Raw genomic sequence first — 23,829 nt, 5'->3', positions numbered from 1 at the left:
GTTACGTCAGCCGCATCACCAGGGAGGAGAACAGCCATGGCGGTGACCGCGAGCGAGGCTCGACGAACTCTTGGACCATCTTGATCAGCTGAGACGCGAGCACGCCGCATGATCGGACCGGTCGTCATGCCAATTGTCTGGCCGGGTAGCAGTTTTCCTACTCGTTTGACACACTCGTGACTATGGGCGATATCTACAGCATCGGTGAAGGGCCGGCGACGCGGGTAAGCCTGTCGCTGCCGGAGGGAACCGCCGAGGCGATCCGGGCGCGGGTAGGCAAGCGGGAGTTCTCGGCGTTCATCGCCGAGGCGGTCGAGCGAGAACTGCGCGGTCAGATCCTTGACGAATACCTGGCGGACTACGAAAGCCGCAAGGGGCCGGTGTCCGAGCAGGCCCGTCAGCAGGCGCGACAGGTGTTCGACGAGGTGTTCGCGGAGGAGGCCGCATGGCCCGCCGCAGGCTGAGTCACGAGGGGACGTTGGTCCTCGACAGCGAAGGATTGTCGAAGCTGCTCGCCGACGACGAGCGGGTGGCGGCGCTGGTGAGCGAGGCGCGTTCGCGCGGTATGGAGGTGGTGATCAGCGCACTCACCATCATCGAGGCCGTTCATGCCCGTACCAACATGGCTCGTCTGAACTGGTTGCTCTCTGGGTTGCGGGTGGTCCCGGTGGGCGACGAGGAGGCGAGAGGTGCATCGAAACTGCTGATCGGCGCCGGTCTGCACGGGCACAAGTACGCGATCGACGCGACCGTGGCCGAGGCCGCGCTGCGCCAGCACCGCCCGGTCGTCATGCTGACCAGCGACATCGACGACATGGCCAAGCTCTGCGTCGACCGCGTCCGGCTCGTGGCGGTCTGAGGCGACTCCCGATTCGACGGGTGCCGGGCTCATTTCCTGCGAACGGGCAGCAAATTGTCCAGGTCGAGCGTGATCGGGAACGGCGCGGGCGAGCGGAGCTGGTGGCGGAAGATTCCGGTCGGGGCGTAGGACCTGCAGATCCGGTTCGGGACGGTTTCGCTCGTCGAGCCGGATCGTCATCTCCCGCTCCACCTCGATGCCGGGCAGCGCCTGTTCCGAAAGAGCCACTACCAATGCGGTCAGGAGCCGGCCGTTCCAGGCCCGCTGAGGAGACATCATGAAGACGAGCGCTCCATCGATGAGTTCGGTATGGCGCGGTGCTTGGGGCAGCTCGTCGAGGTCGTCGGCATACCACCCCTCTGGGCGGGGCGGGCGCATCCATTCGGGCACCGCAGTCACGCGGCCACCGTAACATTCCGCGATGACGATCCGGCTGTTCCGAAAGGGTGTGCGCATGGCGGCGGACGAGCCGACGATTCTGGCGACCAGCATGGTGTTCCGCGGCTCCGGCGCCGGTCCCTACGACTGGGCGGCCGGTCCGGTCTACCGCTACGCCGCGGAGCTGGCCAAGACCGGCGGCCGGCGCCCCAAACTCTGCTTCCTCGGCCAGGCCGACGGCGACAACCTCAGCACCCGCGCCGCCTTCTACGCCGCGATCACCGCCGAAGGGTTCGAGGTCTCGCACCTCGCGCTCTTCCCGATGCCGAACCACCGCGACGTCCGCAAGCACCTCCTCGGCCAGGACGTCATCTGGGTCGGCGGCGGCAGCGTGGCGAACATGGTGGCGGTCTGGCGGGTGCACGATCTGCCGGAGATCCTGCACGAGGCGTGGCAGGCCGGCGTCGTGATGGGTGGCGTCTCGGCGGGCAGCATCTGCTGGACGCGCGGCGGCACCACCGACAGTTACGGCCGTGACCTGCGTGCCTTCACCGACGGCCTCGGCTGGCTGCCCTACGCGAACGGCGTCCATTACGACGCGGAGGAGCAGCGCCGCCCGCTCATGCATCGCCTGATGCGCGAGGGTGTCCTGGCCCCGCACGGCTACGCCACCGACAACGGCGCCGGGCTGGTCTTCCGCGGCACCACTCTGGCCGAGGCGATCGTCGATCGCGAGGGCGCCGGCGCCTACGAACTGCGCCGCACCGACACCGGCGACGTGACCGAGACCCCGCTCCCGGTCACCAGGATCTGACCCACCAGGACCAGGAAGATCCAAAAGCAGAAGAACGTGATCTTCCCGCTCCCGCGGTGGTGCAGTTCCGCGTGCTCCCGCGGGCACCGGTCGTCGCCCAGGGGCTCCTCCCTTCGGCGTCCGCGGGTGGTCGCGTTCAGAACGCACACCCCGCCGGGCGCTGGTCGCGCCCGGCAACGCGACCAGCGGCGGGACTCGCGTGCTCGCCGACCACGGCGGGACCGGCTCCGATGCGGAGGGGAAAGCGGAGCGCCAGCGGAGTCTTTGCCCGCAGCGAGGTTGGCCCGCGGGAGCATGCGGGCCGCACCCCGCCGGAAGCGGGAAGATCAGGAACGTGACCTTGACCTTGGTGCCGTGGACGTGACGTCACCACGCCGGCAGCGGGAAGAGCCGGTCCGGCTGCTACGAGATGTAGAACAGGATGACGTTGTGTACGTGGTGGGCCTTGTGGTCGCCGCGGAACTCGACCTCGTACGTGTGCGTGCCGACGTTGACCGCGATGGTGCTGGAGCCGAAGAACGTGCCGGCCCAGGACTTGTTGCTCACCACGCTGACGCTTGTCACCCGGGCGTACGGGATGCTGGTGATTGCGAACTTCTTGCCGACGAACGACTTGTCCTGGATGATCACGCGGCGGTTGGTCAGGCCGATGAACCCGGTGCCCACACCGATCGCGTCGTAGACGGCGATGACGTTCTCGCCCTCCAGGAGGCCGCTCTCGATCTGCTTCAGTTGCTCTTTGCGGTCATAGGTCGCTTCTGCCATGCCTGCGAGGTTAGTCTGACCGTGCAGTGGCGAGGATCACTATGCTGCGGTGACCGTGCGGTAGGCGTCTTCGATGCGCGCAGCCAGCGCGACCTGACCCTCCGTTATGGTCTCGGCCCCGGCCGCGGCCACCCGGATCTGGGTCTGGCCGTCGCGGCGCCGGATGTCCGGCCGCAGATGAAGCGCGTCGGCGGCGACCTTGATCCGCTCGGTCAGGTCCGCATGCTGGGCTTCGTCGAGCGCCAGGGTGCGGCTCAGCTGCTGGCCGTCGCGGGTCCAACCGGTAAGTAAGGTCAGGGCGTCACTTAGATAGTCACGATTCGCGGTGCGTCCGCTGTTGCTCCAGAGAGCACGCATCGTTACGCCTCCCCCAGGGCGTCGTTGCCGGCTTGTGGCCAAATCGTCGCCGTGTCGTCATGGTGTCGCCCCTAGTCTTCCCGTTGACCGGCTGGCATGTCCATGGCTACTGGACTACCTCTTTCTCGTCCGAAGGGGTGGAGCCGTCCACCCGAAATACCGATTGATCTGGCACTCTGGTTGCCCGTGAAGACGGATCAGGCCAGGTCGAAGGTTGTCGTCGGTGCCGCCATTCTTTCCGGCGGACGTGTCCTGGCCTGTGCGCGCTCGGCGCCGCCGGAGGTCGCGGGCCGCTTCGAGTTCCCCGGCGGCAAAGTGGAGCCGCGCGAGTCCGAGACCGACGCGGTGGCGCGCGAGTGCGCCGAGGAGCTGGGCATCACCGTCCGTGTCGGTGCGCGCGTCGGCGGCGACGTGACGCTCGGCAACGGCTGGGCGGTGCTGCGGGTCTACCTCGCGGAGCTGGTCGGCGACGCCGAGCCGGTCGCGCTTGAGCACCGCGAGCTGCGCTGGCTGGGCGCGGACGAGCTCGACTCGGTGTCGTGGCTGCCCGCCGACGAGCCGATCGTCAAGGCGCTCCGCGAGCACCTGACACACAGTTGACGCCATCCGCGGGTACGCGGTCATCAGCGCGACGGCTCGTCCCGCGTCACCTCCGCCGATGAGCCGCTCGTCGGCAGCACGCCCTGACGTGGATCGCGTGCCACCTCCGAAGCGGGAAGCTGATCCCGGCGGAAGATTGTGCGGCCCAGCCACACCAGCGGGTCGTAGCGCCGGTCGACCACCCGCTCCTTCAGCGGAATGATCGCGTTGTCAGTGATCTTGATGTGCTCCGGGCACACCTCAGTGCAGCACTTCGTGATGTTGCACATGCCCAGGCCCATCGACGCCTGCGCGTACTCCTTGCGGTCCGGAAGCGTGTCAAGCGGGTGCATGTCCAGCTCGGCCGCGCGGATGAAGAAGCGCGGCCCGGAGAACGGCGGCTTGTTCTCCTCGTGGTCGCGGATCACGTGGCAGGTGTTCTGGCAGAGGAAGCACTCGATGCACTTGCGGAACTCCTGCGAGCGCTCCACGTCCACCTGCTGCATCCGGTACTCGCCAGGTGCCAGGTCCGCGGGCGGCGTGAACGCGGGCGTCTCGCGCGCCTTCTCGTAGTTGAAGGACACGTCGGTGACCAGGTCACGGATCACCGGGAACGTCCGCAGCGGCGTGATGGTGACGGTCTCGTCCTCGGTGAACGTCGACATCCGGGTCATGCAGCCCAGCCGCGGCATGCCGTTGATCTCCATCGAGCAGGAGCCGCACTTGCCGGCCTTGCAGTTCCACCGGCAGGCGAGATCGGGCGTCTGGGTGGCCTGCAGCCGGTGGATGATGTCCAGCACCACCTCGCCCTCGTTCACCTCGATCTGGAAGTCGTGCAGCTCGCCGCCGTCCGCGTCGCCGCGCCAGACCTTGAAGTTGCGCTTGGTGCCCATCTGCTCATGCCTCCGGCAGCGCGTCGAACTCGGCCAGTTCCTCGTCGGTCAGATATTTGGACATCTCGGTGCGTTCGAAGAGGCCGAGCAGCTCCGGCCGCATCCTCGGCAGCGCCTTGTGGGTCAGCCGCACGTCGTTGCCGTCAAGCGCGCAGACCAGGTTGACCTGCCGCCACTGCGGGTCCATCGCGGGGAAGTCCTCCCGGGTGTGGCCGCCGCGCGACTCGGTGCGTTCAAGCGCCGCCTTCGCCGTGCACTCGGAGACGACGAGCATGTTGCGCAGGTCGAGCGCGAGGTGCCAGCCCGGGTTGTAGCGCCGCCCGCCTGATGCGCTCACCGTGGCGACCCGCGCGCGCAGCTCGTGCAGCCGCTTCAGCGCCTCGGCCAGCTCCGCCTCCCGCCGGATGATGCCGACCAGGTCGCCCATCACCGACTGAAGCTCCTGCTGCAGGTGGTAGGGGTTGTCGCCCCCGGTGCGCTCAAGCGGCCCGAGCGCGGTCGCCACGGCCAATTCAAGATCCTTCGCTGGTACGCGTGGGCGCGCCGCCTCATCGCAGTAGGCCGCCGCGTGCTCACCCGCCCGCTTCCCGAAGACCAGCAGGTCGGAGAGGGAGTTGCCGCCCAGCCGGTTGGACCCGTGCATGCCGCCGGAGACCTCGCCGGCCGCGAACAGCCCTCGCACCCCACCGAGCGCGGCGGTGGTGTCCGGGTCGACCTCCACGCCGCCCATCACGTAGTGGCAGGTCGGGCCGACCTCCATCGGCTGGGCCGTGATGTCGACGTCGGCCAGCTCCTTGAACTGGTGGTACATCGAGGGCAGCCGCTTGCGGATGGTCTCGGCCGGCATACGTGTGCTGACGTCCAGGTAGACGCCGCCGGCCGGGGTGCCGCGCCCCTCCTTGACCTCGGTGTTGATCGCGCGGGCCACCTCGTCGCGGGGCAGCAGCTCGGGCGGGCGGCGGTTGTTGTCCGGGTCGGTGTACCAGCGGTCCGCCTCCTCCTCGGTCTCCGCGTACTGCTTGCGGAAGACGTCCGGGACGTACCCGAACATGAAGCGTTTGCCGTCGGAGTTCTTGAGCACGCCGCCGTCGCCGCGGACCGACTCGGTGACCAGGATGCCCTTCACCGACGGCGGCCAGACCATGCCGGTCGGGTGGAACTGCAGGAACTCCATGTTGATCAACGTCGCGCCGGCCCGGAGCGCGAGCGCGTGCCCGTCCCCGGTGTACTCCCAGCTGTTCGACGTGACCTTGTAGGACTTCCCGACCCCGCCGGTGGCCAGCACCACGGCGGGCGCCTCGAAGAGCACCAGCTCGCCGGACTCGCGGTAGTAGCCGAACGCGCCGGCGATCCGGTCGCCGTCGAGCATCAGCTCGGTGATCGTGGTCTCGGAGAACACCCTGATCCGCGCGTCGTAGTCGCCGAACTCGCGGAAGTCCTCCTGCTGGAGCGCCACGATCCGCTGCTGCAGCGTGCGGATCATCTCCAGGCCGGTGCGGTCGCCGACGTGCGCCAGCCGCGGGTACTCGTGGCCGCCGAAGTTGCGCTGCGAGATCCGCCCGTCCTTGGTCCGGTCGAAGAGCGCGCCGTAGGACTCCAGCTCCCAGATCCGGGACGGGGCCTCCTTGGCGTGCAGCTCCGCCATCCGGACGTTGTTGAGGAACTTGCCGCCGCGCATGGTGTCCCGGAAGTGGACCATCCAGTTGTCGCGCGAGTTCACGTTCCCCATCGCGGCCGCGGCGCCGCCCTCGGCCATCACCGTGTGCGCCTTGCCGAACAGCGACTTCGAGATGATCGCGGTCTTCTTCCCCGCGCTCCGCGCCTCGATCGCGGCCCGCAGCCCGGCGCCGCCCGCGCCGATGACCACCACGTCGTACAGGTGCCGTTCCACTCGCGTCGTCATGCCACGCCCTCAGTTGATGATGCGCAGGTCGGAGAACCAGCCGGCGGCGAGCGCCATGATGTACGCGTCGGTAAGCGCGAGCGTGCCGAGCGTGATCCAGGCGAGCTGCATGTGCCGGACGTTCAGCTTCGAGACGAACGTCCAGAACCGGTACCGGACCGGGTGCTTGGAGAAGTGCTTGAGCCGCCCGCCCGCGATGTGCCGGCAGGAGTGGCAGGACAACGTGTACGCCCAGAGCGCGACCACGTTCACCCAGAGGATCACGTTGCCCAGGCCGAGCCCGGTGGCCTGGGCCAGCGCCGCGTCATAGGTGTTGATCACCGAGATGGCCGCGGCGGCGTAGAACGCGTACCGATGCACGTTCTGGAAGACGAGCGGGAAGCGCGTCTCGCCGGTGTAGCGCTTGTGCCCGTCCGGCACCGCGCAGGCCGGCGGCGACAGCCAGAACGCCCGGTAGTACGCCTTCCGGTAGTAGTAGCAGGTCAGCCGGAAGAGCAGCAGGAACGGCAGGGTGAGCGCCGCGTCCGGGATGACCCACCAGCCGGGCAGGAACCGTCCGAAGTGGGACGCGGCCTCGACGCACCGCTCCGTCACGCACGGCGAGTAGAACGGCGTGAGGTAGTGGTACTGCTCGACCCAGTAGTTGCTGTGCAGGAACACCCGGACCGTGGCGTAGGTGACCCAGGCGCCCAGCCCGACAAACGTGACAAGCGGCGCGAACCACCACCGGTCTGTGCGCAACGTTCTCGCCGTGATCGCGGCCCGGCCCGGCCTCGACGCCGTCGTAGTCATTCAGGCTCCCCTGACGCTGTAGACGCGGCCCCGTCTGTGACACACGTTACGCGCCGTGTGACGTGGGCCATGCCGTAGAGAGTCTGGGTGTTACGAGCCGGTTACGCATCCCCGTGTGGGTAGTTGTGGCACATTGTGTTCAAGGTCACTGATCACGATGGACGGTTGATCTTGCATAGAGCTAGAGCGATGGGTCGGTCAGTCTCCGCAGTGCGCCGTCGCAGCCGTCCGGGCCGTCCGCGATCAGCCGGTCCGCCACCGAGTTCGCGTCCTCGTCGCGCGGGGCCAGGTAGAACGCCGGCTCGCCACCGGTGGCCGACCTGTCAAGCGAGTCCGCGAAGACGGCCCGCGCCTCGATCACCTGCCGCCAGCCGTCCGGCCAGGTCTGGGCCAGGTACTCCTCGCCGAGCGGGTCGCCGCCGCGCGCGGTCCGGATCCGCTCCAACTCGAGCAGGAACGGGCGGGCCGCCACGTTCTCGTCCCGGATCGCCTTCGCACGGGCGGCCGGCCCGGTGGTGGCGCCGGGCGGCGTGAGCCGGTTCAGCCGCTGCTCCAGGTCGAGGCAGGCGGCCTCCACATCGGTGCGCGCCTCCGCCTCCACGGCCCGGTCGTGCCGCCCGTCGTCCACCGCACCGCGGAAGGCCGCGGCGATCGCCACGAACGCGCCGCAGACCAGCACCAGGATCACGGCCAGGCTGCCGGCCTCGATCCAGGTCCAGCCACGCCGCCCGAGGCCGGCGAAGTACTGACGACTGCTCGGCGGCGTGAAGCGCGGCGGTCGCGCCGATCCGGAGGCGAACCGCGCCGGCCCGGGATCGGCCCGCGTGGAGGAGGAGTCCGACGCCGAACCGGTCCCAGGCTCCGGCGTAGACCCGGTCAGCGGCTCGGAACGACGTTCGGGGTCGGGCTCGGACACCGGCTCGGGGGAAGAATCCGTCACGCGTCCCAGTACAGCACCCGGGCGCGAGAAAGCCAGACCCCCGACTACACCGGAGGCAGGTGCCGGCGGACGAAGTCCAGCTCCAGCGGCAGCAGCCGTTCCGCCACGCCGTGCCCGGCCAGCCGCGCCACGCCGGAGAGCGGAAGCACCGCGTGCGGGCGCCCGGCCGCCACCATCGAGGCGGACAGCCGCAGCGTGTGCGCCGCGATGATCGAGTCGTCAGCCATGCCGTGCACGAGCAGCAGCGGCCGCGCGTCCTCCGGCCGGACCGGCGGCTCGGCCGCGATCTCCACCAGGTTGTGGTGCGGGTAGATCTCGTCGTCCGGCAGGCCCAGGTAGCGCTCCGCGAACGCGGTGTTGTGCAGCGACCAGTCGGTGAGCGGCGTCCGGGCCACGCCGCAGGCGAACACGTCCGGGCGGCGCAGCACGGCGAGCGCGGCCAGCCAGCCGCCGAGCGCCCAGCCGCGTACCGCGACGCGGTGCAGGTCGAGGTCCGGGTGCTTCTCGCCGAGCGCGGCCAGTGCGTCGGTCTGGTCGGTGAGCGCGATGTCGGCCAGCCGACGGTGCACCACCTTCTCGAAGCTTGGCGCGACGCCTGGCGTACCCCTGTTGTCGATCGTCACGACTGCGAAGCCGGCATCCGCCCACCACTGCCGCTCCAGCCACCAGGAGCGCGCGGCCAGCACCTCCTGCCGGCCGGGCCCGCCGTAGACGTCAAGCAGCACCGGAAGCCGCCGGCCGCTCACCTGGTGGCGCGGGTAGACCACCGCGGCCGGCAGCCGGCGGTCGGTGACCCGCTCCAGCGCGGGGCGCGGCGCGAACGGCGGCGGCGACGCGTACGAGGCCAGCTCGCCGATGACCGTGTCGCCGCGCCGGACCGACCACTGGGTGCCGGCGTGGTCGAGCGACAGCCGCCCGATCGCCAGCAGCCCGCCACCTGTCGCGGCGACGTGCCAGCCCGGCTCGGTGGTGATCCGCTTCGCCTCCATGCCGCCGGCCCCGAGCGCGCCCCGGATCCGGTAGAGGTGCTGCTCGGACGGCTCGCCGTCGGTCCCCTCGACAAGCAGGTCCGCGCCGCCGGTGACCGGGCCCACCACCCGGCGCACGTAGAGCGAGGGCGGCGTGAGCAGGCTGCCGTCCGCGAACAGGCAGCGGGCGTCGTACCCGTCGTGGGCAAGCTCGCCGCCGACGAGCACCCGCCCGTCCGGGAGGTGGCAGGGCGTGCCGTCGATCGGCTCGACCCAGCGTGGGTCGGTCAGCTCCGCGTGCACCTGCGTCTCGCCGGTGCGCGGGTCGACGGAGAGCACCAGGCCGTGCTGCTGCAGGCGGCGCAGCACCGCGATCAGCGGGCCGCCGTCCGCCCAGCGGACCGAGACCAGATAGGGGTACGTCTCCCGGTCCCAGTGCACGTCCACCCACTGGCCGTCCAGGTCCAGCAGGTGCAGGCTGACCTGCGGGTTCGGCCCACCGGCGCGCGGGTACGCCAGACTCGGTGCCGGCTCGCCCGGATCGACCGGATCATGCAGGTAGAGGCGGGGGAGGCGGGACGTGTCCACCCGCGCGGCGAGCACGCTCCGCCCGTCCGGCGCCCACCAGTAGCCGCGCCCCCTGTCGAACGCCTCGCCGGCCAGGTAGTCGATCGCGCCCCAGGCGACCGTGCCGTTGCTGTCCCGCTCACCGGCGAGCATCACGTCGGTGCCGTCCGGCTCCACGATGTGCAGTGCGGTGGTGGCGACCGGCTCGCCGCGGTCGGTAAGCCCCGGGTGCGCGGTCAGATAGGCGATCCGCTCACCTGCCGGATCGGGCCGGGGATCGACGGCCGGGCCGGCGGTGGCGACCTCGACCACGTCGCCGTTGATCAGGTCGGCGCGGAACAGCCGCCCCGCGATGGTGAACGCGGCGATCCGCCCGTTGCGGTCAAGCGCGTACGACGTGATGCCCTCGTGCCGGCCGCCGGTGAGCTGGACCGGCTCCGCTACCAGACGCTCCTCGCCGGTGGCCGCGTCAAGCATCCAGAGGCAGCCGGCCGGGTCCTCCGCGCCGGCCGAGCGCACGAAGACGACCCGGCCGCCGTCACCCGCGACGCTTACCGAGAGCGGGCTTCCGTTGGTGAACCGGCGGGTCCGGGCGGCGAGCTCTGGATAGTCCACTGTCCGATCATCCTCCAGAAACCGCAGCCTGGGGTTCGCATAATCGCTTTTAGGCTGTTTCGGGATGGGGCGGTACGGCGCGTAAAGTGTCCCGGGTGACGGAGCAAGCCCTTCTGCTGGTGCATGCCCACCCCGACGACGAGTCGATCGGGACCGGCGCGACGATGGCCCACTACGCGGCGACCGGCACTCACGTGACGCTCGTGACCTGCACGCTCGGCGAGGAGGGCGAGATCCACCTGCCCGAGCTGATCGGGCTCGCGGCGGACGCGGCCGACCAGCTCGGCGGCTACCGCGTCGGCGAGCTCAACGGCGCGTGCGCGGCGCTCGGCGTGACCGACAGGCGGTTCCTCGGCGGCGCCGGGCGCTACCGCGACTCCGGGATGATGGGCCTGGCCACCAACGCGCACCCGCGCGCGTTCTGGCAGGCCGATCTGGACATCGCTGCCGGTTTCCTTGTCGAGATCATGCGCGAGGTGCGCCCGCAGGTGGTGGTGACCTACGACGACAACGGCTTCTACGGGCACCCGGACCACATCCAGGCGCACCGGGTGACCATGCGCGCCTGCGAGCTGGCGCGGGCCGAGGGCTTCGGGCCGGACAAGGTCTACTTCCAGGCCATGCCGCGCAGCGTGCTCGCGGCCGGGATCGCCGAGTTCGGCCAGAGCACCGGCAACCCGTTCTCCGGCATCGAGGCGCCGGACGAGTTGCCGTTCGGCTCGTCCGATTCCGAGATCGCGGCGCGGATCGACGCCACCGACTCCGCGGACGCGAAGGTCGCGGCGATGAAGGCGCACGCAAGCCAGATCCCGCTCGACTCGTGGCTCTACTCGATCGCGGGGAACTTCGGCGGCGAGTTCATGGGCGTGGAGTTCTACACGCTTGCCGTGGGCGAGCGCGGGCCCGGCGACGGACCGCATGGCTGGGAGAGCTGCCTCTTCGCCGGGGTGAACGCGGAGAAGGAAGCGCTGTCCCGGTGAGCGCCCCGCCCCCCTCGCCGTACCCGCACAAGGTCCCGGCGCTGGAGATCGACCCGGAGTGGCTCGAGCCGCTGCCGGACGCGAAGGGCCTGACCGTCACCGACCTGGCGCTGCGGGTGACCGGCGGCGTGCTCGTGGTGCTGGCCGCGGCGGTGACCGCGGTGCTTGAGGTCTTCTTCACGCCGCTGCGGGTGGGCGGCTTCCTGATCGGTCTGTCCGCGCTCGCCGCAGTCGTGGCGAACGTGGCACTGGCCTGGTTCGCCTACCGTACGGTCGGCGCGAAGTGGGCTGTGGCGCTGCCGGCGCTCACCTGGTTCGCCGTGCTGATGGTGGCGGCGGGCAGCACGCCGGAGGGCGACATCCTGCTTGTCGACACCAACTGGGTCGGGCTCGCCACCATCTTCACCGGCTCGATGGCGTTCGCGATCGTCGCGTACCGGATGATTCTTCCCCCGCACCGCAGCTGAGCTGGGAAAACGTTACCGGTTCGTCATAACGCGCGGGCAGCATTGCCCGGGCTGCTCCCCAAGCACCCGAGGTGACGACCGTGACCGAGTTCGACGACGACGCGCCCACAGTGCGGTTCGCCCGCATAGCCGGCCACGCTCCCGGCCGGGATGTCCTGCCCCTCTACGACGAGGAGTACGACCTTCCGGACGCGCGGCCGGTGCGCCGCTGGCCGATGCTGCTCGCGGGCCCGCTGGTCGCGGCCGTGCTGGTCGGCGGCGGTGGGGTCGCCTGGGCCGGCCGTGGTGACGTGCCGCGCGGTACCAGCGTGCTCGGCGTCGACCTGGGCGGCCTGACCGCGGCGGAGGCGCACGAACGGCTCGGTGCGTCGCACCGGCTGACCGCGCCGTTCCTGATCTCGCTTGCCGGCCGGGAGATCGTCCGGACCGACCCGGCCGCGATCGGCCTGACAGTTGACGTCCCCGCGTCTGTCGAGGCCGCGAGCCGGGGCGGCCGGCTGATCGGTACGGAGGCGGTCGCGCCTGTCGTCACGGTCGACGAGCGGAAGCTCTACGACGTGCTGCAGGCCGCGGCCGTGCACGCCGGGCTGGCCACGCCCGGCGTCGCGCCGTCGATCAGGTTCGACGGCACCACGCCGGCGCCGGTCTACCCGGAGCCGGGCCGTGCCGTCGACGCGCGGGGTGCCGCCGCCGAGGTCGCCGCCGCCTGGGCCCGCAAGGACGTGCCGCACGTGGCGATCGTCGAGACCACGCCGGTCACCACGCGCGACGAGATCGACCGGCTGGTGGCGGAGGTGGCCGTGCCCGCGGTCGCCGCGAAGGTCCGGGTCTCCACCGACCGGGGCGGCTTCGACGTCACGCCCGAGGTGATCGCGCGGAGCCTGGTGTTCGTCGGCGACCCGCTCACGCCGCGCATCGACGAGAAGCGGCTGCGCGACGCGCTGGGCACCACACTGACCCGGCTGGAGACCACGGTCCGCGAGGCCTCGGTGAGCGCGGCCGACGGCTGGCCGCGGATCACCGAGAGCCGGACCGGCCGGACCGTGGACACGGCCGCGCTCGCCCGCGACCTGCTGGAAGCGCTGCCGGGTGCCGGACCGCGCACGGTCTCCGCCGCGTTCACCGAGACCCGGCCGGCGACGAGCACCGAGGACGTGCGGAAGCTCGGCATCACCGAGCAGCTGGCCGGGTTCACCACTCAGGGCCCGTCGGACGGACCGGCCGTGGATCCGCTGAGCGTGCTGCTCCGGCCCGGCGACACGTTCTCGCTGCACCGGACCGTGGGCCGGGACGCGCCGCCGCAGCTGGCCGCCACGCTGTTCCACGCCGCGTTCCTTGCCGGGCTCGCGGACGAGCAGCACCTGCCGCACGAGACCTACCAGGCGAACCTGCCGGCCGTGGCCGAGGCGACCGTCACGCACGACCAGGACCTGCGGTTCCGCAACGACACGCCATCGGGCGTGCTCATCGACGTGCGCGCCTACGGCAGCTCGATCACCGTGACGCTCTGGGGCACGCGCGTCCACGACTCGGTGCGCATCGACTACGGGCGCCGGACCGCTATCGTCGAGCCGCCGGTCAGCTACGAGGCGCCCGGCCCGGACTGCGAATTCGACGCCGGATCCCAAGGCTTCTCCCAAGAGGCGTGGCGTATCTTCCGCAAGGACGGCAAGGAATCGAAGCGCGAGACGTTCAGCTGGACCTATGCCCCGCAGCCTCGGATCATCTGCGGGACCAGGCCCTGACCGTCCGCGGGGGATGGGAGTGGAGCGATGAGGAACCGCTGGCTGCCGGTCGGCGTGCTCGCCGGTGTGCTGTTTCTGATCAACGTGATCGCCCGGCTGGTCGGGGAGTTCGCGTTCGAGAACGACGCGAGCGCGCAGGACAGGGTCTCGGCCGTCATGTTCGTCGCGATCGGCCTGGTCACGGCCGTGCTGGCGTTCCGCTGGGGACGCGGCCGCCCGCTGGACTCGTGGAGCACCGACCTGGCCGCGATCATCACGGCCGCGATGCTGCTGACAGTGCTTGTCGGCCCGTTCATCAACGGCGACACGCCGTTCACCAACGGCGCCGGATCGTTCTTCGCCCAGATCTGGCTCTACCTGGGCTTCACGATCGGCGGCGCGGTCCTCGGCTACCTGGTGCTGATGGTGCTGGGCTGGGACTACCGCTCGCAGTCGCTCAAGCGCTACGAGGAGAGCCGGCTGGCGTCGGCGCGCCCGGTCAAGACCCGCCGCAGCACCATCCGGCACTAAGCGAAGATCACAATCACGACGCGGCGGTACGGGTGAGGTACGTGTGATGCGTGCCGAACCCGAGCCGCCCGTACATCGCGACCGCCGCCGTGTTCTGCTCCTCCACCTGGAGGAACGCGCGACGCGCCCCCACCTCCTGCCCCCATCGCGCGGCGGCCCGGACCAGGTGTGAGCCGAGTCCCCGCCGCCTGTGCTCCGGAAGCACGTCGACGAGCGACACCCCGAGCCACTCGCCGTTGCCGGTCACTGTGGCGCGGGTGATCGCGATCGGCGTGCCCTCGTCGCCGTAGACCTCAAGGAACGCGGTCTCCGGCACGGCCGTCAGCAGTTGGCGGGCGACCGGCGGCGGCGTGCCCTTACGCGCGGCCGTCACCGCCAGCCAGTCGTCGGTGATCCGGTCCCGGTGCCGTACACCCGGAAGATCCTGTCGCTCCGGCGCGGCCTCAAGGATCGCGGTGACAGGTGCGGTCTGGAACAGCACAAGCGGCGCCACGGCCCAGCCGCGCGCGTCAAGCTCCGCGTTGACCGGCGCGGCCAGCGGCAGCGGCACGTTCATCCGGGGCGGCAGGTCGTGCGCGCGGTACCAGGCGTCGACCGCGTCGACCGCGGCCGGCAGCGGCCGGTCCGGATCGCCGATCGGCAGCGCGGAGTTGGCCCGCCCGGTCCACCCGCCCGCGGCCCGCAGCAGCCAGCCGCCCTGCGACTCCTGCACCGGCGCCGGCCAGGCCTCGTTCGCCGCCAGCTCGGCGGCGATCACGTCCGCCGCGGTGGGGCGCCGGGTGGGCGGTACCCGCTTGGCCCGGTGGACCTCGTCGAGGGGGACGCGGACCGTGCCACCGGAGGTCGCTATCGTGAGTTCGGTCTCGCTCAGCGCCACGAGTTCGCCGAGCGAGTCCGAGAAGAGCGTCCGACCACCGCGAGAACCGACAATTCGCCGCACTACGACGCGGTGTCCCACATCCTGCCTACGGAGCACGATCGACCCCCTCCCCGGCGAGATACTAGGCTCTTATGCGCCGTGGGTTGTAAAGCAAGCGGCGTTGCATTCGGAGGAGAGACCCGTGACCTACATCATCGCCGAGCCCTGCGTCGATGTGCTGGACAAGGCATGCATCGAGGAATGCCCGGTCGACTGCATCTACGAGGGCAACCGCATGCTCTACATCCACCCGGATGAGTGCGTGGACTGCGGTGCGTGCGAGCCGGTCTGCCCGGTCGAGGCGATCTTCTACGAGGACGATGTGCCGGAGCAGTGGAAGGACTACACCACCGCGAACTACCGGTTCTTCGAGGACCAGGGTTCGCCCGGCGGCGCCTCCAAGGTCGGCAAGATCGACAAGGACGACCCGTTCGTCGTCGGCCTCGCGCCGCGCGGCGAGGGACACTGAGCGCCCCGGCTATCCGGCCGGGCGGGCTCGCGGCGCGGCTGCCGGACTTTCCCTGGGACCAGCTGGTCCCGGCGAAGACCACGGCGGCCGCACACGCCGGCGGGCTCGTCGACCTGTCGATCGGCACGCCGGTCGACCCGGTTCCCGCGGTCGTGCGCGACGCACTGGCCGCGGGCTCGAACGCGCCCGGATACCCCCTCACCGCCGGCAGCCCGCGCCTGCGCGCCGCCATCGCCGACTGGTTCGCCGCCACCTGCGGCGCTGACCTGCCCGGCCTCGGCGTGCTGCCCACGATCGGCTCCAAGGAGCTGGTCGCCTGGCTGCCCACGCTTCTCGGCCTCGGCCCCGGCGACACAGTCGTCATCCCGGAGGTCGGCTACCCGACCTACGAGGTCGGCGTCCAGCTCGCCGGCGCCCGCGCGGTCCGCTCCGACTCGCTCACCGCGCTCGGCCCGGAACGCGTCCGCCTGATCTGGATCAACTCCCCGTCCAACCCGACCGGCCGGGTCCTCCCGCCCGCCCACCTGCGCAAGGTCGTCGACTGGGCTCGCGAACGCGGCGCGATCGTCGCCAGCGACGAGTGCTACCTGCCACTCGGCTGGGACGCCGAGCCCGTCTCCGTGCTGTCCCCCGAGGTCCGGGGCGACAGCTACGCGAGCGTGCTCGCCGTGCACTCGCTCTCCAAGCGCTCAAACCTGGCCGGCTACCGCGGCGGCTTCCTCGGCGGCGACCCCGGAATCGTCGCCGAGCTGCTGGCCGTCCGCAAACACGCCGGCATGATCGTCCCCGCCCCCGTCCAGGACGCGATGACCGCCGCCCTCAGCGACGAGCACCACGTCCGCGAGCAGCGCGCCCGCTACGCCGCCCGCCGCGAGTTGCTTCACGCCGCCCTCACCAAGGCCGGCTTCGCCATCTCCCACTCCGAGGCCGGCCTCTACCTCTGGGCCACCCGCGACGAGGACTGCTGGGACACCGTCACCTGGTTCGCCACCCGCGGCATCCTGGTCGCCCCGGGCGCCTTCTACGGCCCCGCCGGCGCCACCCACGTCCGCGTAGCCCTCACCGCCTCCGACGAACGCATAGCCGAGGCAATCTCCCGCCTCACCTAAAGCCTGCGACGGATCCCGACGGCCCGCGGCGCACACCCGTCCAACACCTCGGCTCGCCGGGATCCGTCACACACGCCCCAGCCTTCCCGCCCTGGCCGCGACGACGCCGGTCCGTCGCCACCAGGCCGCCTGCGGTGGGAGTCGGCTGCTGCCTGGCGGCTGGGCGGCAGGAACGGTCGCCGTCAGGCCGCTTGCGGGAAGCCCTGGGCCAGCACGAACCTCGCTGTCAGGCCGCCTGTGGAGGGAGTCAGGCGGCTGCACGCGCGAATGGTCGCTGCCAGGTCGCCTGTGGAGGGAGTCAGGCGGCCGCCCACGCGAATGGTCGCTGCCAGGTCGCCTGTGGAGGGAGTCAGGCGGCCGCCCACGCGAATGGTCGCTGCCAGGTCGCTCGCGGAGAAAGATCAAACACCCGGCACGCCGCGCAGTCGTCCCGGGCTGGACGGATCTGAACGCCGGACACCCCACGCCCGAAATTTCAGCCTACCGGGGTATTTCTCGGGACCGCGCGACACGGGCCGTCATGCACCGGCGTCCAACGGCAGGCGCCATCGAGCGCGACCAGGTCTCCTGGAACCAGTAAATGGAGCGCGCGGGCAGTAATTCAACATATATACCGATTTAATCTCGCATCACCTGCCGAGGCCTCCCGGCGACACCGGTCGTCGCTGGCGCTCCTCCCTGCCATGGCCGTGGGCGCACGAACAAGAGCAACCCCGGCAGCTGGGCCGTCGTCTCCATCGGCATCTGCGTGGCTGTCCCGGCGAGTCGGTACAGCCACGCCGAGGGCGGTCGATGGGCCGCTGTCAGGGGCGCATCTCGGTCGGTGCTGGAGTATCGAGCGGGCGGCCGTGACAGGGCCAGCGGAGTTTCTCGCGGCCACCGCGCAAATGCCATTCAGTTTATTTTGATCTTGAAATGGAACCGGTCACGGCCGCGGGCCTCTGGCCAGTGCGGATGCTCTCCTGCCCGGTCTGACGGGTGGGGCGCAGGCATAGGTGGGCGTTACTGAGCCTTCGGGCTCAAGGTCCATGTACGGCGAGACCATCGAGCCCGTCTGCCAGAAATGGATCTTCCACTATGCGGGAATCAAGATCCTTGTTTTGCTCACGGTACTTTGTACCGCCGGGAAAGGACCGTGAGCGAAACAAGGATCTTAACCGCCCTCGGCCACTCCGCCGGCCAGGTGGTTATGAGACGACATTTCCGGTGTCGGGGTGGGTTTCGTCCTTGGGTACGGAGCCTGCCGCTCCTGGTCTGCCCCGCGGGATGTACTGACCTTCCGGTCTCACGGTGAGCATCGTCGAGCTAGGCGGGCCATTGCTGACCTTTGTGGTCGAGGTCCGGTCCCATGGACCGGCCGGGCGCGTCGCGCCCGAACGTTCCGTGATTTGGCGGGCTGCGGCGGCGCTCACCCTGCCCCCCGAAAGGTCAGCAGCAAAGGCCAGGTCGGAAACCAAGATCAAAATAAGCTAGTGGCATTGGCCGCCGGCTCTCCTGTGCCGCCGGTCCTTCTGTGCCGCCGGCTCTCCTGTGCCGCCGGTCCTCCTGTGCCGCCGGTCCTCCTGTGCCGCCGGTCCTCCTGTGCCGCCGGTCCTCCTGTGCCGCCGGTCCTCCTGTGCCGCCGGCTGCAAAATTTCCGGCCGGCCGATGTCCGGATCCGCGCCGTGGGCGCGACGCAGGGAGGAAAGCAGCTCAGGAGCCGAACATACGGGAGCCAGTTCATGCAGTTCATGACCATGCTGAAGATGCGCGAGGACGCCGGACCTCCTCCGCCGGACTTCTACGATGCAATGGGCGCCTACATCGCCGGAATCGCCGCGAGCGGCAAGCTCATCACCACCGGCGGCCTCCTGCCCAGCGCCGCCGGGGCCGAGGTACGCGCCACCACCACCGGCGGAATTGTGGTCACCCACGGCCCGTTCACCGAGGCCACCGAACTGATCGGCGGCTACGCGGTCTTCGAGGTCGGCTCCCGCGACGAGGCAATCGCGATGGCCACCGAGTTCGTGCAACTGCACGTGGATAACTGGCCCGGCTGGGAAGGCGCCGCCGAGATCCGGCAGATCGTAGGGCCACCTCCGCTCTGACCGTGCCATGCGGCACCGCCGGGGTCCTCGCGGCTGACTGCCTTCCGGCCCCACGGGCTGCCTTCCGAGCCCACGGGCTGCCTTCCGGTCCTACGGGCTGCCTTCCGGCCTCGCGGGCTGCTTCTGGCCTCGTCGCGGGGTGCCCTCCCGGCCTCGGGGGCGCCTCCAGGCCTCGCGGGGCCGGGAGGCGCCTCCAGGCCTCGCGGGGCGCCTTGCCGGGATCGCGGGGCGGCTGCTGTGATCATCGGATGGGCAGCGTGGATGAGGTCATCGTCGGCACCTGGCGGGAGCAGTCCGCACGGCTCGTCGGTGGGCTGCTCCGCGTGACCCACGACCTCGACCTGGCCCAGGATTTCGCGCACGACGCCATGGTGGCGGCGCTCGAACAGTGGCCGCACGACGGCGTCCCGGACAACCCGGCCGCCTGGCTGATGGCCGTCGCCAAGCGCCGCGCCGCCGACCACTTCCGCCGCGCCGAGCGGCACGCCCGGGCGGAGACCCGGATCGCCCACGAGCTGCTGACGACACGACGGGAGGAGGAACTGATGCCCGACCCGGCCGGCCAGGTCGACATGGTCGACGACGACACCTTGCGTCTGATGCTCCTGACCTGTCATCCGGCGTTGACCGCCGAGTCACAGGTCGCCCTGACGCTCCGCCTGGTCGGCGGCCTGACCTCGCGGGAGATCGCCAGGGCGTTCCTCGTGCCGGAGGACACGGTCGTCCGGCGCATCACCCGCGCGAAGACCACGCTGGCCCGCGCGAAGACCACGCTGGCCCGCGCGTCCGCCGCCGTTGACCACCTGCCGTTCGACCTGCCCGGCCCGGCCGAGCGCCGCCGGCGGCTGCCCGCCGTGATGAACGTCGTCTACCTGATCTTCACCGAGGGCTACGCCGCGACCGCGGGCGAGGACTGGATGCGCCCGGCGCTGTGTGACGAGGCCCTCCGCCTCGGCCGGCTGGTGACGACCGTCTTTCCGGACGAGCCGGAGGCGTTCGGGCTGCTGGCGCTGATGTGGTTGCAGGTGTCCCGGCTCGATGCGCGCACCGACTCGACCGGCGCCGCAGTGCTGCTGGAGCGGCAGGACCGGCGCCGCTTCGATAGTTTCGCCATTTACCGGGGGACGGAGGCGCTCGGGCGCGCGATGTCCGCCGGTTCGCCCGGCCCGTACACGCTGCAGGCTGCCATCGCGGCCTGTCACGCCCGTGCCGCGAGCGTGCGGGACACGGACTGGGCCACGATCGCCGGCCTGTACGACGCGCTCGCCCACCTCACGCGCTCACCGATCGTGCTGCTCAACCGTGCTGTCGCGCACGGCATGCACGACGGGCCGGACGCCGGGCTGCGGCTTGTGGACGAGCTGGCCGTGGCCTTGCGCGGCCATCATCTCCTGCACAGCGTGCGTGCCGGGTTCCTGTCCCGGCTCGGGCGTCGCGCGGAGGCCCGCGAGGAGTTCCGGCACGCGGCCGGCCTCGCCACGAACGCCCGGGAACGGGACCTGCTGCTCGGCCGCGCCGAGGAGCCCTGACCACCGAGAAAACCAGGAGCGCACCATGTCATTCCAGGCCTACCTCGACGCGATCGAGGTCAAGACCGGCAGGACGCCCGCCGACCTCCTCGCCGTGGCCCGCGAGCGCGGTTACGGCGGCGACACCCGTACCGGCGAGATCGTGCAGTGGCTCAAGGACGACTTCGAGTTGGGCCGGGGGCATGCGATGGCCCTGGTCCACGTGATCAAGAACGGGCCGGGGATCAGCGACAAGCACGTCGGCAGCACCGGTACGCACCGCGACGCCAGCGCCGTGCTGTTCCTGAACGGCCTGGCGCACCCCGAGCGGAACGCTATTTGAAGCGGTTGGTGACGGACCGGCGGTTCTTGCCGGGTGCCGAGTCGAGCAGCGCGCGCTGGATGAGCGCCTGTTCCCTGCGGTGCCGGCCGGCCGCGTCGCAGAGCGTGAGGACGTAGCCGCGGACCAGGCGGTCCGCGCGGAGGTCGCGGCAGCTGACGTCGAGGACGATGCGGCTGCCGTCCTCGCGCAGGAGGCTCCACTCCTCGCGGACGCCGTCCTCCCGGCCGGAGCCGCGGGCGAGTTCGAACGTGCGGTTGACCTGTGGGCGGTCGTCCGGCTGGATCAGGTCGGCGAGCGTGCCGAAGACCTGGGGCCGTACGCCGAGGACTGCGGCAAGCGAGGGGGAGAAGTAGCGGATGCGGTCGGCCTCGTCGACGATCAGGACCACGTCGCTCGTGTTCTGGACGACTGCGGAGACGTACTGGTCGGACTCGCGGCGGGTGACCTCGTCGGTGAGCAGTATGCGTTCGAGCGCGAGCGTGGCCTGGACCGCGACGACCTCGATGCTGTCCTGCAGCGACTCCAGCAGCTGGGTGTCGGCGGAGACGAAGAGCGCGCCGACCCTGGGCGGGCCGACCGCGGAGTCGTCGAGCACGAGTGGGCAGACGAGCGTGCCGGGCAGGCCGCCGAGCTGCTCGGCGAGCGCGGGGTGCAGCGCGTGCGTCTTCAGCAGGCGGGTGCGCCGGGCGGCGGCCGGGGTCGGCACCGGGTACGGCGTGGGCATGCCCGGCCCCCACACGCTGCTCGCCCGGTTCACGCTCAGCACGATCTTGTGTTCGGCGTCTTTGAGCAGTGCGCCGAGCGCGGCCCGGATCGCGGTGTCCACCTCGTCCGGTCCGGCGGCGGCGACAAGCGCGCCGCAGATCTCCCGGAGGTGGCGTTCGCGGGTCAGCAGGCGCCGGTGCTTCTCGACCGCGTCGAAAAGCCGGGCGAAGACCGCGCCGTAGATGACCGTGGCGATCGCGGCGATCATCAGGCCGTCCGGCACGTCGTCGCGCAGCGTCTCGACAAGCAGCACGCCCGGTGGTACCAGCACGGCCAGGCCGAGCAGCACCTTCCACGCGAGCCGCAGGTCGCCGGGCTCGGCCGCGGGTGGGGAGCTGAGCCGGGACATCGACGGGTGTAGTGCGGCCTGGCCCCAGGCGATGTAGAAGACCAGGTAGGCGAGTTCGAACGGGCTGCCGTCGGGCCAGCCGTCGTACTGGACCTCCAGGATCAGCCAGGTGACGTCGCCGACGAGCAGACCGCTCGCGCCGACCGCGAGGAGCGTCACCGACGCGCTGAGCCTGGTGTTTATGGTCAGGCCGACGGTGGCCAGCAGCAGGAGGAGGCAGCCGAGCGAGTGGGTGGCGGCGCCTGTGGTGTCCACGTCGCCGCGGCGCATCGCCGGGCTGATGATCAGGACCCAGGCGAGCAGCGCGGCGGACGCGCCGAGCGTGGTCCAGTCCAGCATCCGGGACCTGTCGCGGACCAGCGCGCTCGGCCGGGTCAGCTGGATCAGGCCGATCACCACAAGCGGGAACATCGTCAGATAGGCCACCTCGGACACGAGCAGCGGGATGCCGTGCCGGTGCTGCCCGTAGAACGTGTCGCCGATCGCCATCACTGCCACTGTCGCGCCCAGGAACCACCAGGGTGAGCGGCGCAGCGGCCCGTTCACCCGCACGCCGGCCACGATCGCGGTGACAGTGGTGAGCCCGATCAGGGCGAAGACCACGGAGTCCGGGATCGGGGAGAAGACGGCGACCCCGAGCACGGCCATCACCGCGGCGTGCGTTGCCATCAGGCGGCGGGTCACTTGGTTGTCTACCTCCGGGTCCGGGCTTGTGTCGGATTCTGGTCTACCAGCCGAACAGGGTGAGCGCATATCGTCCGCCCGCATCATCGATCAGGGCAAGAGCACTCACCCTCCGTCGATTTCAGGACAGCGGCACGATCAGGTCCGCCCGGCCCTTCGTGGCGGCGATCAACTCCGCGTTCGCCTGGTCGCTGCCGAGCGACCGGTCCCGCGCCTCCGCCTCGTCCCGGCCGTAGGCCATGTGCCGCGCGATGAGCCGCCGCAGCCGTTCCGGCTCGTCCAGGTCGAGGTACCAGGCCTCGTCCAGCAGCCCGCGCACGCCGCCCCACACGCCGTCCGGCATCAGCAGGTAGTTGCCCTCGGTGATGACCAGGCGGGTCTCCGGCGGCACCGGGATCGCGCCCGCGATCGGGTCCTCGATCTCACGGCGGAAGACCGGCGCGTACACGATGTCGTCCGTCTCGGCCCGGATCCGGCGCAGCAGCGCGGCGTACCCGGCGGCGTCGAACGTGTCCGGCGCGCCCTTGCGCGCGTGCCGCCCGATCCGGCGCAGCTCCGCGTCCGCCAGATGAAAACCATCCATGGGTACGACTGTGACGGCCGCTCCCGCACTGGTCAGGGCGGTGGCGAGGCGGTCCGCGACCGTCGACTTCCCGGCGCCGGGTGGGCCGGCGATGCCAAGGATGCGCCGGTGCGCGCCGCTCGCCAGGCGGGTCGCACGGTCCACGAGATCGGTCCATTTCATGGGGTCAAGCATAAAAACGGCTCCCCGCGTCGCTCGCGCGGCGCGGGGAGCCGAAGGCGTACTCCAAGCGACTACCGGTTCCCGGACTCGGGAGCGTGGGTAGCTAACAGAGCGTGGGCAACAGTACGCATCGCTGGGAATTTTATCTCGCAGAACCGGATTTCGCCGCAGAATCTTCAGGCGGAATCCGCAACGGGAAGACGAAATCCCGTGCCGACGATGATGAAGCGGTAGACAGCGGTGCGGCAGGCGGCGGAGACCGCGAGCGGCACGTAGACCGGAATCGTCCCCACATCGAGGCTCTCGCGCGGCGCCAGCGTGACGGGCAGTGCCGGCGGCCCGGTGTGCGGCCCGACCACGATGTCCGAGGCGGTCGCCTCGCAGTCCGGCCGGGACACCTCCCCGACCCGCCCGGTAAGCGCCTCGATCCGGATCCGGACGTCGTGCGGATTGGTAAGTCGTACGCGCAGCGGCGTGGTGCTGCCCGGCCCCGGCGAGTCGACCGGTTCGCTGCGCAGCCGGAATTCGAACGGCTGGTCCTGGACGTTCGCCGCGAGCGCCAGCCGCTGCTCGGCGGTCGGCCTGCCCGCCCGCATCGACAAACCGCCGAGCAGGGCGGCAGTCGCCAGGGCCGCCACCGACATCGCTACCCAGCGCCAGCGGTACATGGTCCGCACGTGCGCTCACCTCCGAGATGTCACCGGTAGGGGCGGCCGGGT

The 23,829-nt window shown here is 70.7% G+C and carries 23 protein-coding genes and 2 pseudogenes; 13 read left to right on the top strand and 12 right to left on the bottom strand.

What is annotated here, in order from left to right; translation table 11 throughout:
* Positions 1 to 182: 182 nt before the first annotated feature.
* On the top strand, positions 183 to 464 hold the full coding sequence (locus tag ACIA8K_RS28180; protein WP_396064476.1) for a hypothetical protein: 282 nt from the start codon (positions 183 to 185) through the stop codon (positions 462 to 464).
* Entirely contained in the window at positions 446 to 859 is a 414-nt protein-coding gene (locus tag ACIA8K_RS28175) for a PIN domain-containing protein (protein WP_396064473.1), read from the top strand. Before ACIA8K_RS28180 ends, ACIA8K_RS28175 begins: the two co-directional genes overlap by 19 nt.
* A gap of 162 nt (positions 860 to 1,021) precedes the next feature.
* Here ACIA8K_RS28175 and ACIA8K_RS28170 read toward each other — a convergent pair.
* Positions 1,022 to 1,237 (bottom strand): annotated as a pseudogene (locus ACIA8K_RS28170) (Uma2 family endonuclease); the annotation flags it as partial.
* Positions 1,238 to 1,313: 76 nt separating this feature from the next.
* Between ACIA8K_RS28170 and ACIA8K_RS28165 the strand changes: the two are divergent.
* Positions 1,314 to 2,051 carry a Type 1 glutamine amidotransferase-like domain-containing protein gene (locus tag ACIA8K_RS28165; protein WP_396064713.1) on the top strand — a complete coding sequence of 246 codons (738 nt, stop codon included), beginning with the start codon at positions 1,314 to 1,316 and terminating at the stop codon, positions 2,049 to 2,051.
* Between the two features lie 402 nt (positions 2,052 to 2,453).
* On the opposite strand, the gene ACIA8K_RS28160 is transcribed toward ACIA8K_RS28165, so the two are convergent.
* Together ACIA8K_RS28160 and ACIA8K_RS28155 are read right to left on the bottom strand one after the other, a co-directional pair.
* Positions 2,454 to 2,816, bottom strand: coding sequence for a PH domain-containing protein (locus ACIA8K_RS28160; protein WP_396064471.1), 363 nt, complete (start codon positions 2,814 to 2,816; stop codon positions 2,454 to 2,456).
* A 39-nt stretch (positions 2,817 to 2,855) separates the two neighbouring features.
* Entirely contained in the window at positions 2,856 to 3,173 is a 318-nt protein-coding gene (locus ACIA8K_RS28155) for a 4a-hydroxytetrahydrobiopterin dehydratase (protein ID WP_396064468.1), read from the bottom strand.
* Between the two features lie 186 nt (positions 3,174 to 3,359).
* Here ACIA8K_RS28155 and ACIA8K_RS28150 point away from each other — a divergent pair, with 186 nt between their 5' ends.
* Positions 3,360 to 3,773 carry a (deoxy)nucleoside triphosphate pyrophosphohydrolase gene (locus ACIA8K_RS28150; RefSeq protein WP_396064465.1) on the top strand — a complete coding sequence of 138 codons (414 nt, stop codon included), beginning with the start codon at positions 3,360 to 3,362 and terminating at the stop codon, positions 3,771 to 3,773.
* 68 nt (positions 3,774 to 3,841) lie between these two features.
* Here ACIA8K_RS28150 and ACIA8K_RS28145 read toward each other — a convergent pair.
* The 5 genes and pseudogenes from ACIA8K_RS28145 to ACIA8K_RS28125 form a co-directional block, all read right to left on the bottom strand.
* Positions 3,842 to 4,645, bottom strand: a pseudogene (locus ACIA8K_RS28145) (succinate dehydrogenase/fumarate reductase iron-sulfur subunit); the annotation flags it as partial.
* 4 nt (positions 4,646 to 4,649) lie between these two features.
* Complete coding sequence (locus ACIA8K_RS28140; protein WP_396064463.1) at positions 4,650 to 6,548, bottom strand: fumarate reductase/succinate dehydrogenase flavoprotein subunit; 1,899 nt, start codon at positions 6,546 to 6,548, stop codon at positions 4,650 to 4,652.
* A gap of 9 nt (positions 6,549 to 6,557) precedes the next feature.
* Positions 6,558 to 7,340, bottom strand: a complete 783-nt coding sequence (locus tag ACIA8K_RS28135) for a hypothetical protein (RefSeq protein ID WP_396064461.1) — start codon at positions 7,338 to 7,340, stop codon at positions 6,558 to 6,560.
* Positions 7,341 to 7,521: 181 nt separating this feature from the next.
* Complete coding sequence (locus ACIA8K_RS28130) at positions 7,522 to 8,280, bottom strand: hypothetical protein (protein WP_396064459.1); 759 nt, start codon at positions 8,278 to 8,280, stop codon at positions 7,522 to 7,524.
* 44 nt (positions 8,281 to 8,324) lie between these two features.
* On the bottom strand, positions 8,325 to 10,430 hold the full coding sequence (locus ACIA8K_RS28125; protein ID WP_396064457.1) for a prolyl oligopeptidase family serine peptidase: 2,106 nt from the start codon (positions 10,428 to 10,430) through the stop codon (positions 8,325 to 8,327).
* Between the two features lie 95 nt (positions 10,431 to 10,525).
* Between ACIA8K_RS28125 and mshB the strand changes: the two genes are divergently transcribed.
* From mshB to ACIA8K_RS28105, 4 genes are all read left to right on the top strand, one after another.
* Complete coding sequence (mshB, locus tag ACIA8K_RS28120) at positions 10,526 to 11,410, top strand: N-acetyl-1-D-myo-inositol-2-amino-2-deoxy-alpha-D-glucopyranoside deacetylase (RefSeq protein ID WP_396064455.1); 885 nt, start codon at positions 10,526 to 10,528, stop codon at positions 11,408 to 11,410.
* Positions 11,407 to 11,877, top strand: coding sequence for a hypothetical protein (locus ACIA8K_RS28115; RefSeq protein ID WP_396064453.1), 471 nt, complete (start codon positions 11,407 to 11,409; stop codon positions 11,875 to 11,877). The genes mshB and ACIA8K_RS28115 overlap by 4 nt, the downstream gene beginning before the upstream one ends.
* 80 nt (positions 11,878 to 11,957) lie before the next feature.
* A complete protein-coding gene (locus tag ACIA8K_RS28110; protein WP_396064451.1) occupies positions 11,958 to 13,622 on the top strand; it encodes a VanW family protein in 1,665 nt (554 codons plus the stop codon).
* A 27-nt stretch (positions 13,623 to 13,649) separates the two neighbouring features.
* Positions 13,650 to 14,132 (top strand): hypothetical protein, encoded by a 483-nt coding sequence (locus ACIA8K_RS28105; RefSeq protein WP_396064449.1) that lies wholly within the window; start codon positions 13,650 to 13,652, stop codon positions 14,130 to 14,132.
* A 13-nt stretch (positions 14,133 to 14,145) separates the two neighbouring features.
* Here the strand turns inward: ACIA8K_RS28105 and ACIA8K_RS28100 are convergent, their stop codons facing one another.
* Positions 14,146 to 15,108, bottom strand: a complete 963-nt coding sequence (locus tag ACIA8K_RS28100) for a GNAT family N-acetyltransferase (protein ID WP_396064447.1) — start codon at positions 15,106 to 15,108, stop codon at positions 14,146 to 14,148.
* Between the two features lie 85 nt (positions 15,109 to 15,193).
* On the opposite strand from ACIA8K_RS28100, the gene fdxA reads away from it, so the two are divergent.
* The 5 genes from fdxA (at position 15,194) to ACIA8K_RS28075 (ending at position 20,567) form a co-directional block, all read left to right on the top strand.
* Positions 15,194 to 15,520 (top strand): ferredoxin, encoded by a 327-nt coding sequence (fdxA, locus tag ACIA8K_RS28095; protein WP_396064445.1) that lies wholly within the window; start codon positions 15,194 to 15,196, stop codon positions 15,518 to 15,520.
* Between the two features lie 11 nt (positions 15,521 to 15,531).
* Positions 15,532 to 16,629 (top strand): succinyldiaminopimelate transaminase, encoded by a 1,098-nt coding sequence (gene dapC / locus ACIA8K_RS28090; RefSeq protein WP_396064711.1) that lies wholly within the window; start codon positions 15,532 to 15,534, stop codon positions 16,627 to 16,629.
* 1,721 nt (positions 16,630 to 18,350) lie between these two features.
* Complete coding sequence (locus ACIA8K_RS28085) at positions 18,351 to 18,716, top strand: YciI family protein (protein WP_396064443.1); 366 nt, start codon at positions 18,351 to 18,353, stop codon at positions 18,714 to 18,716.
* Positions 18,717 to 18,964: 248 nt separating this feature from the next.
* Positions 18,965 to 20,245, top strand: coding sequence for an RNA polymerase sigma factor (locus tag ACIA8K_RS28080; RefSeq protein ID WP_396064441.1), 1,281 nt, complete (start codon positions 18,965 to 18,967; stop codon positions 20,243 to 20,245).
* Between the two features lie 25 nt (positions 20,246 to 20,270).
* Entirely contained in the window at positions 20,271 to 20,567 is a 297-nt protein-coding gene (locus tag ACIA8K_RS28075) for a DUF4287 domain-containing protein (protein ID WP_396064439.1), read from the top strand.
* On the opposite strand, the gene ACIA8K_RS28070 is transcribed toward ACIA8K_RS28075, so the two are convergent.
* From ACIA8K_RS28070 to ACIA8K_RS28060, 3 genes are all read right to left on the bottom strand, one after another.
* Entirely contained in the window at positions 20,560 to 22,350 is a 1,791-nt protein-coding gene (locus ACIA8K_RS28070) for a PAS domain S-box protein (protein ID WP_396064436.1), read from the bottom strand. The two genes, ACIA8K_RS28075 and ACIA8K_RS28070, sit on opposite strands and share 8 nt — an antisense overlap.
* 136 nt (positions 22,351 to 22,486) lie before the next feature.
* Positions 22,487 to 23,110 carry a nucleoside/nucleotide kinase family protein gene (locus tag ACIA8K_RS28065; protein ID WP_396064433.1) on the bottom strand — a complete coding sequence of 208 codons (624 nt, stop codon included), beginning with the start codon at positions 23,108 to 23,110 and terminating at the stop codon, positions 22,487 to 22,489.
* 176 nt (positions 23,111 to 23,286) lie between these two features.
* Positions 23,287 to 23,787, bottom strand: coding sequence for a hypothetical protein (locus ACIA8K_RS28060; RefSeq protein ID WP_396064430.1), 501 nt, complete (start codon positions 23,785 to 23,787; stop codon positions 23,287 to 23,289).
* Between the last annotated feature and the right edge of the window lie 42 nt (positions 23,788 to 23,829).

This window comes from Catenuloplanes sp. NPDC051500 (assembly GCF_044454585.1).
Classification (GTDB): domain Bacteria; phylum Actinomycetota; class Actinomycetes; order Mycobacteriales; family Micromonosporaceae; genus Catenuloplanes.
This window is presented reverse-complemented; position numbering and strand designations above follow the sequence as displayed.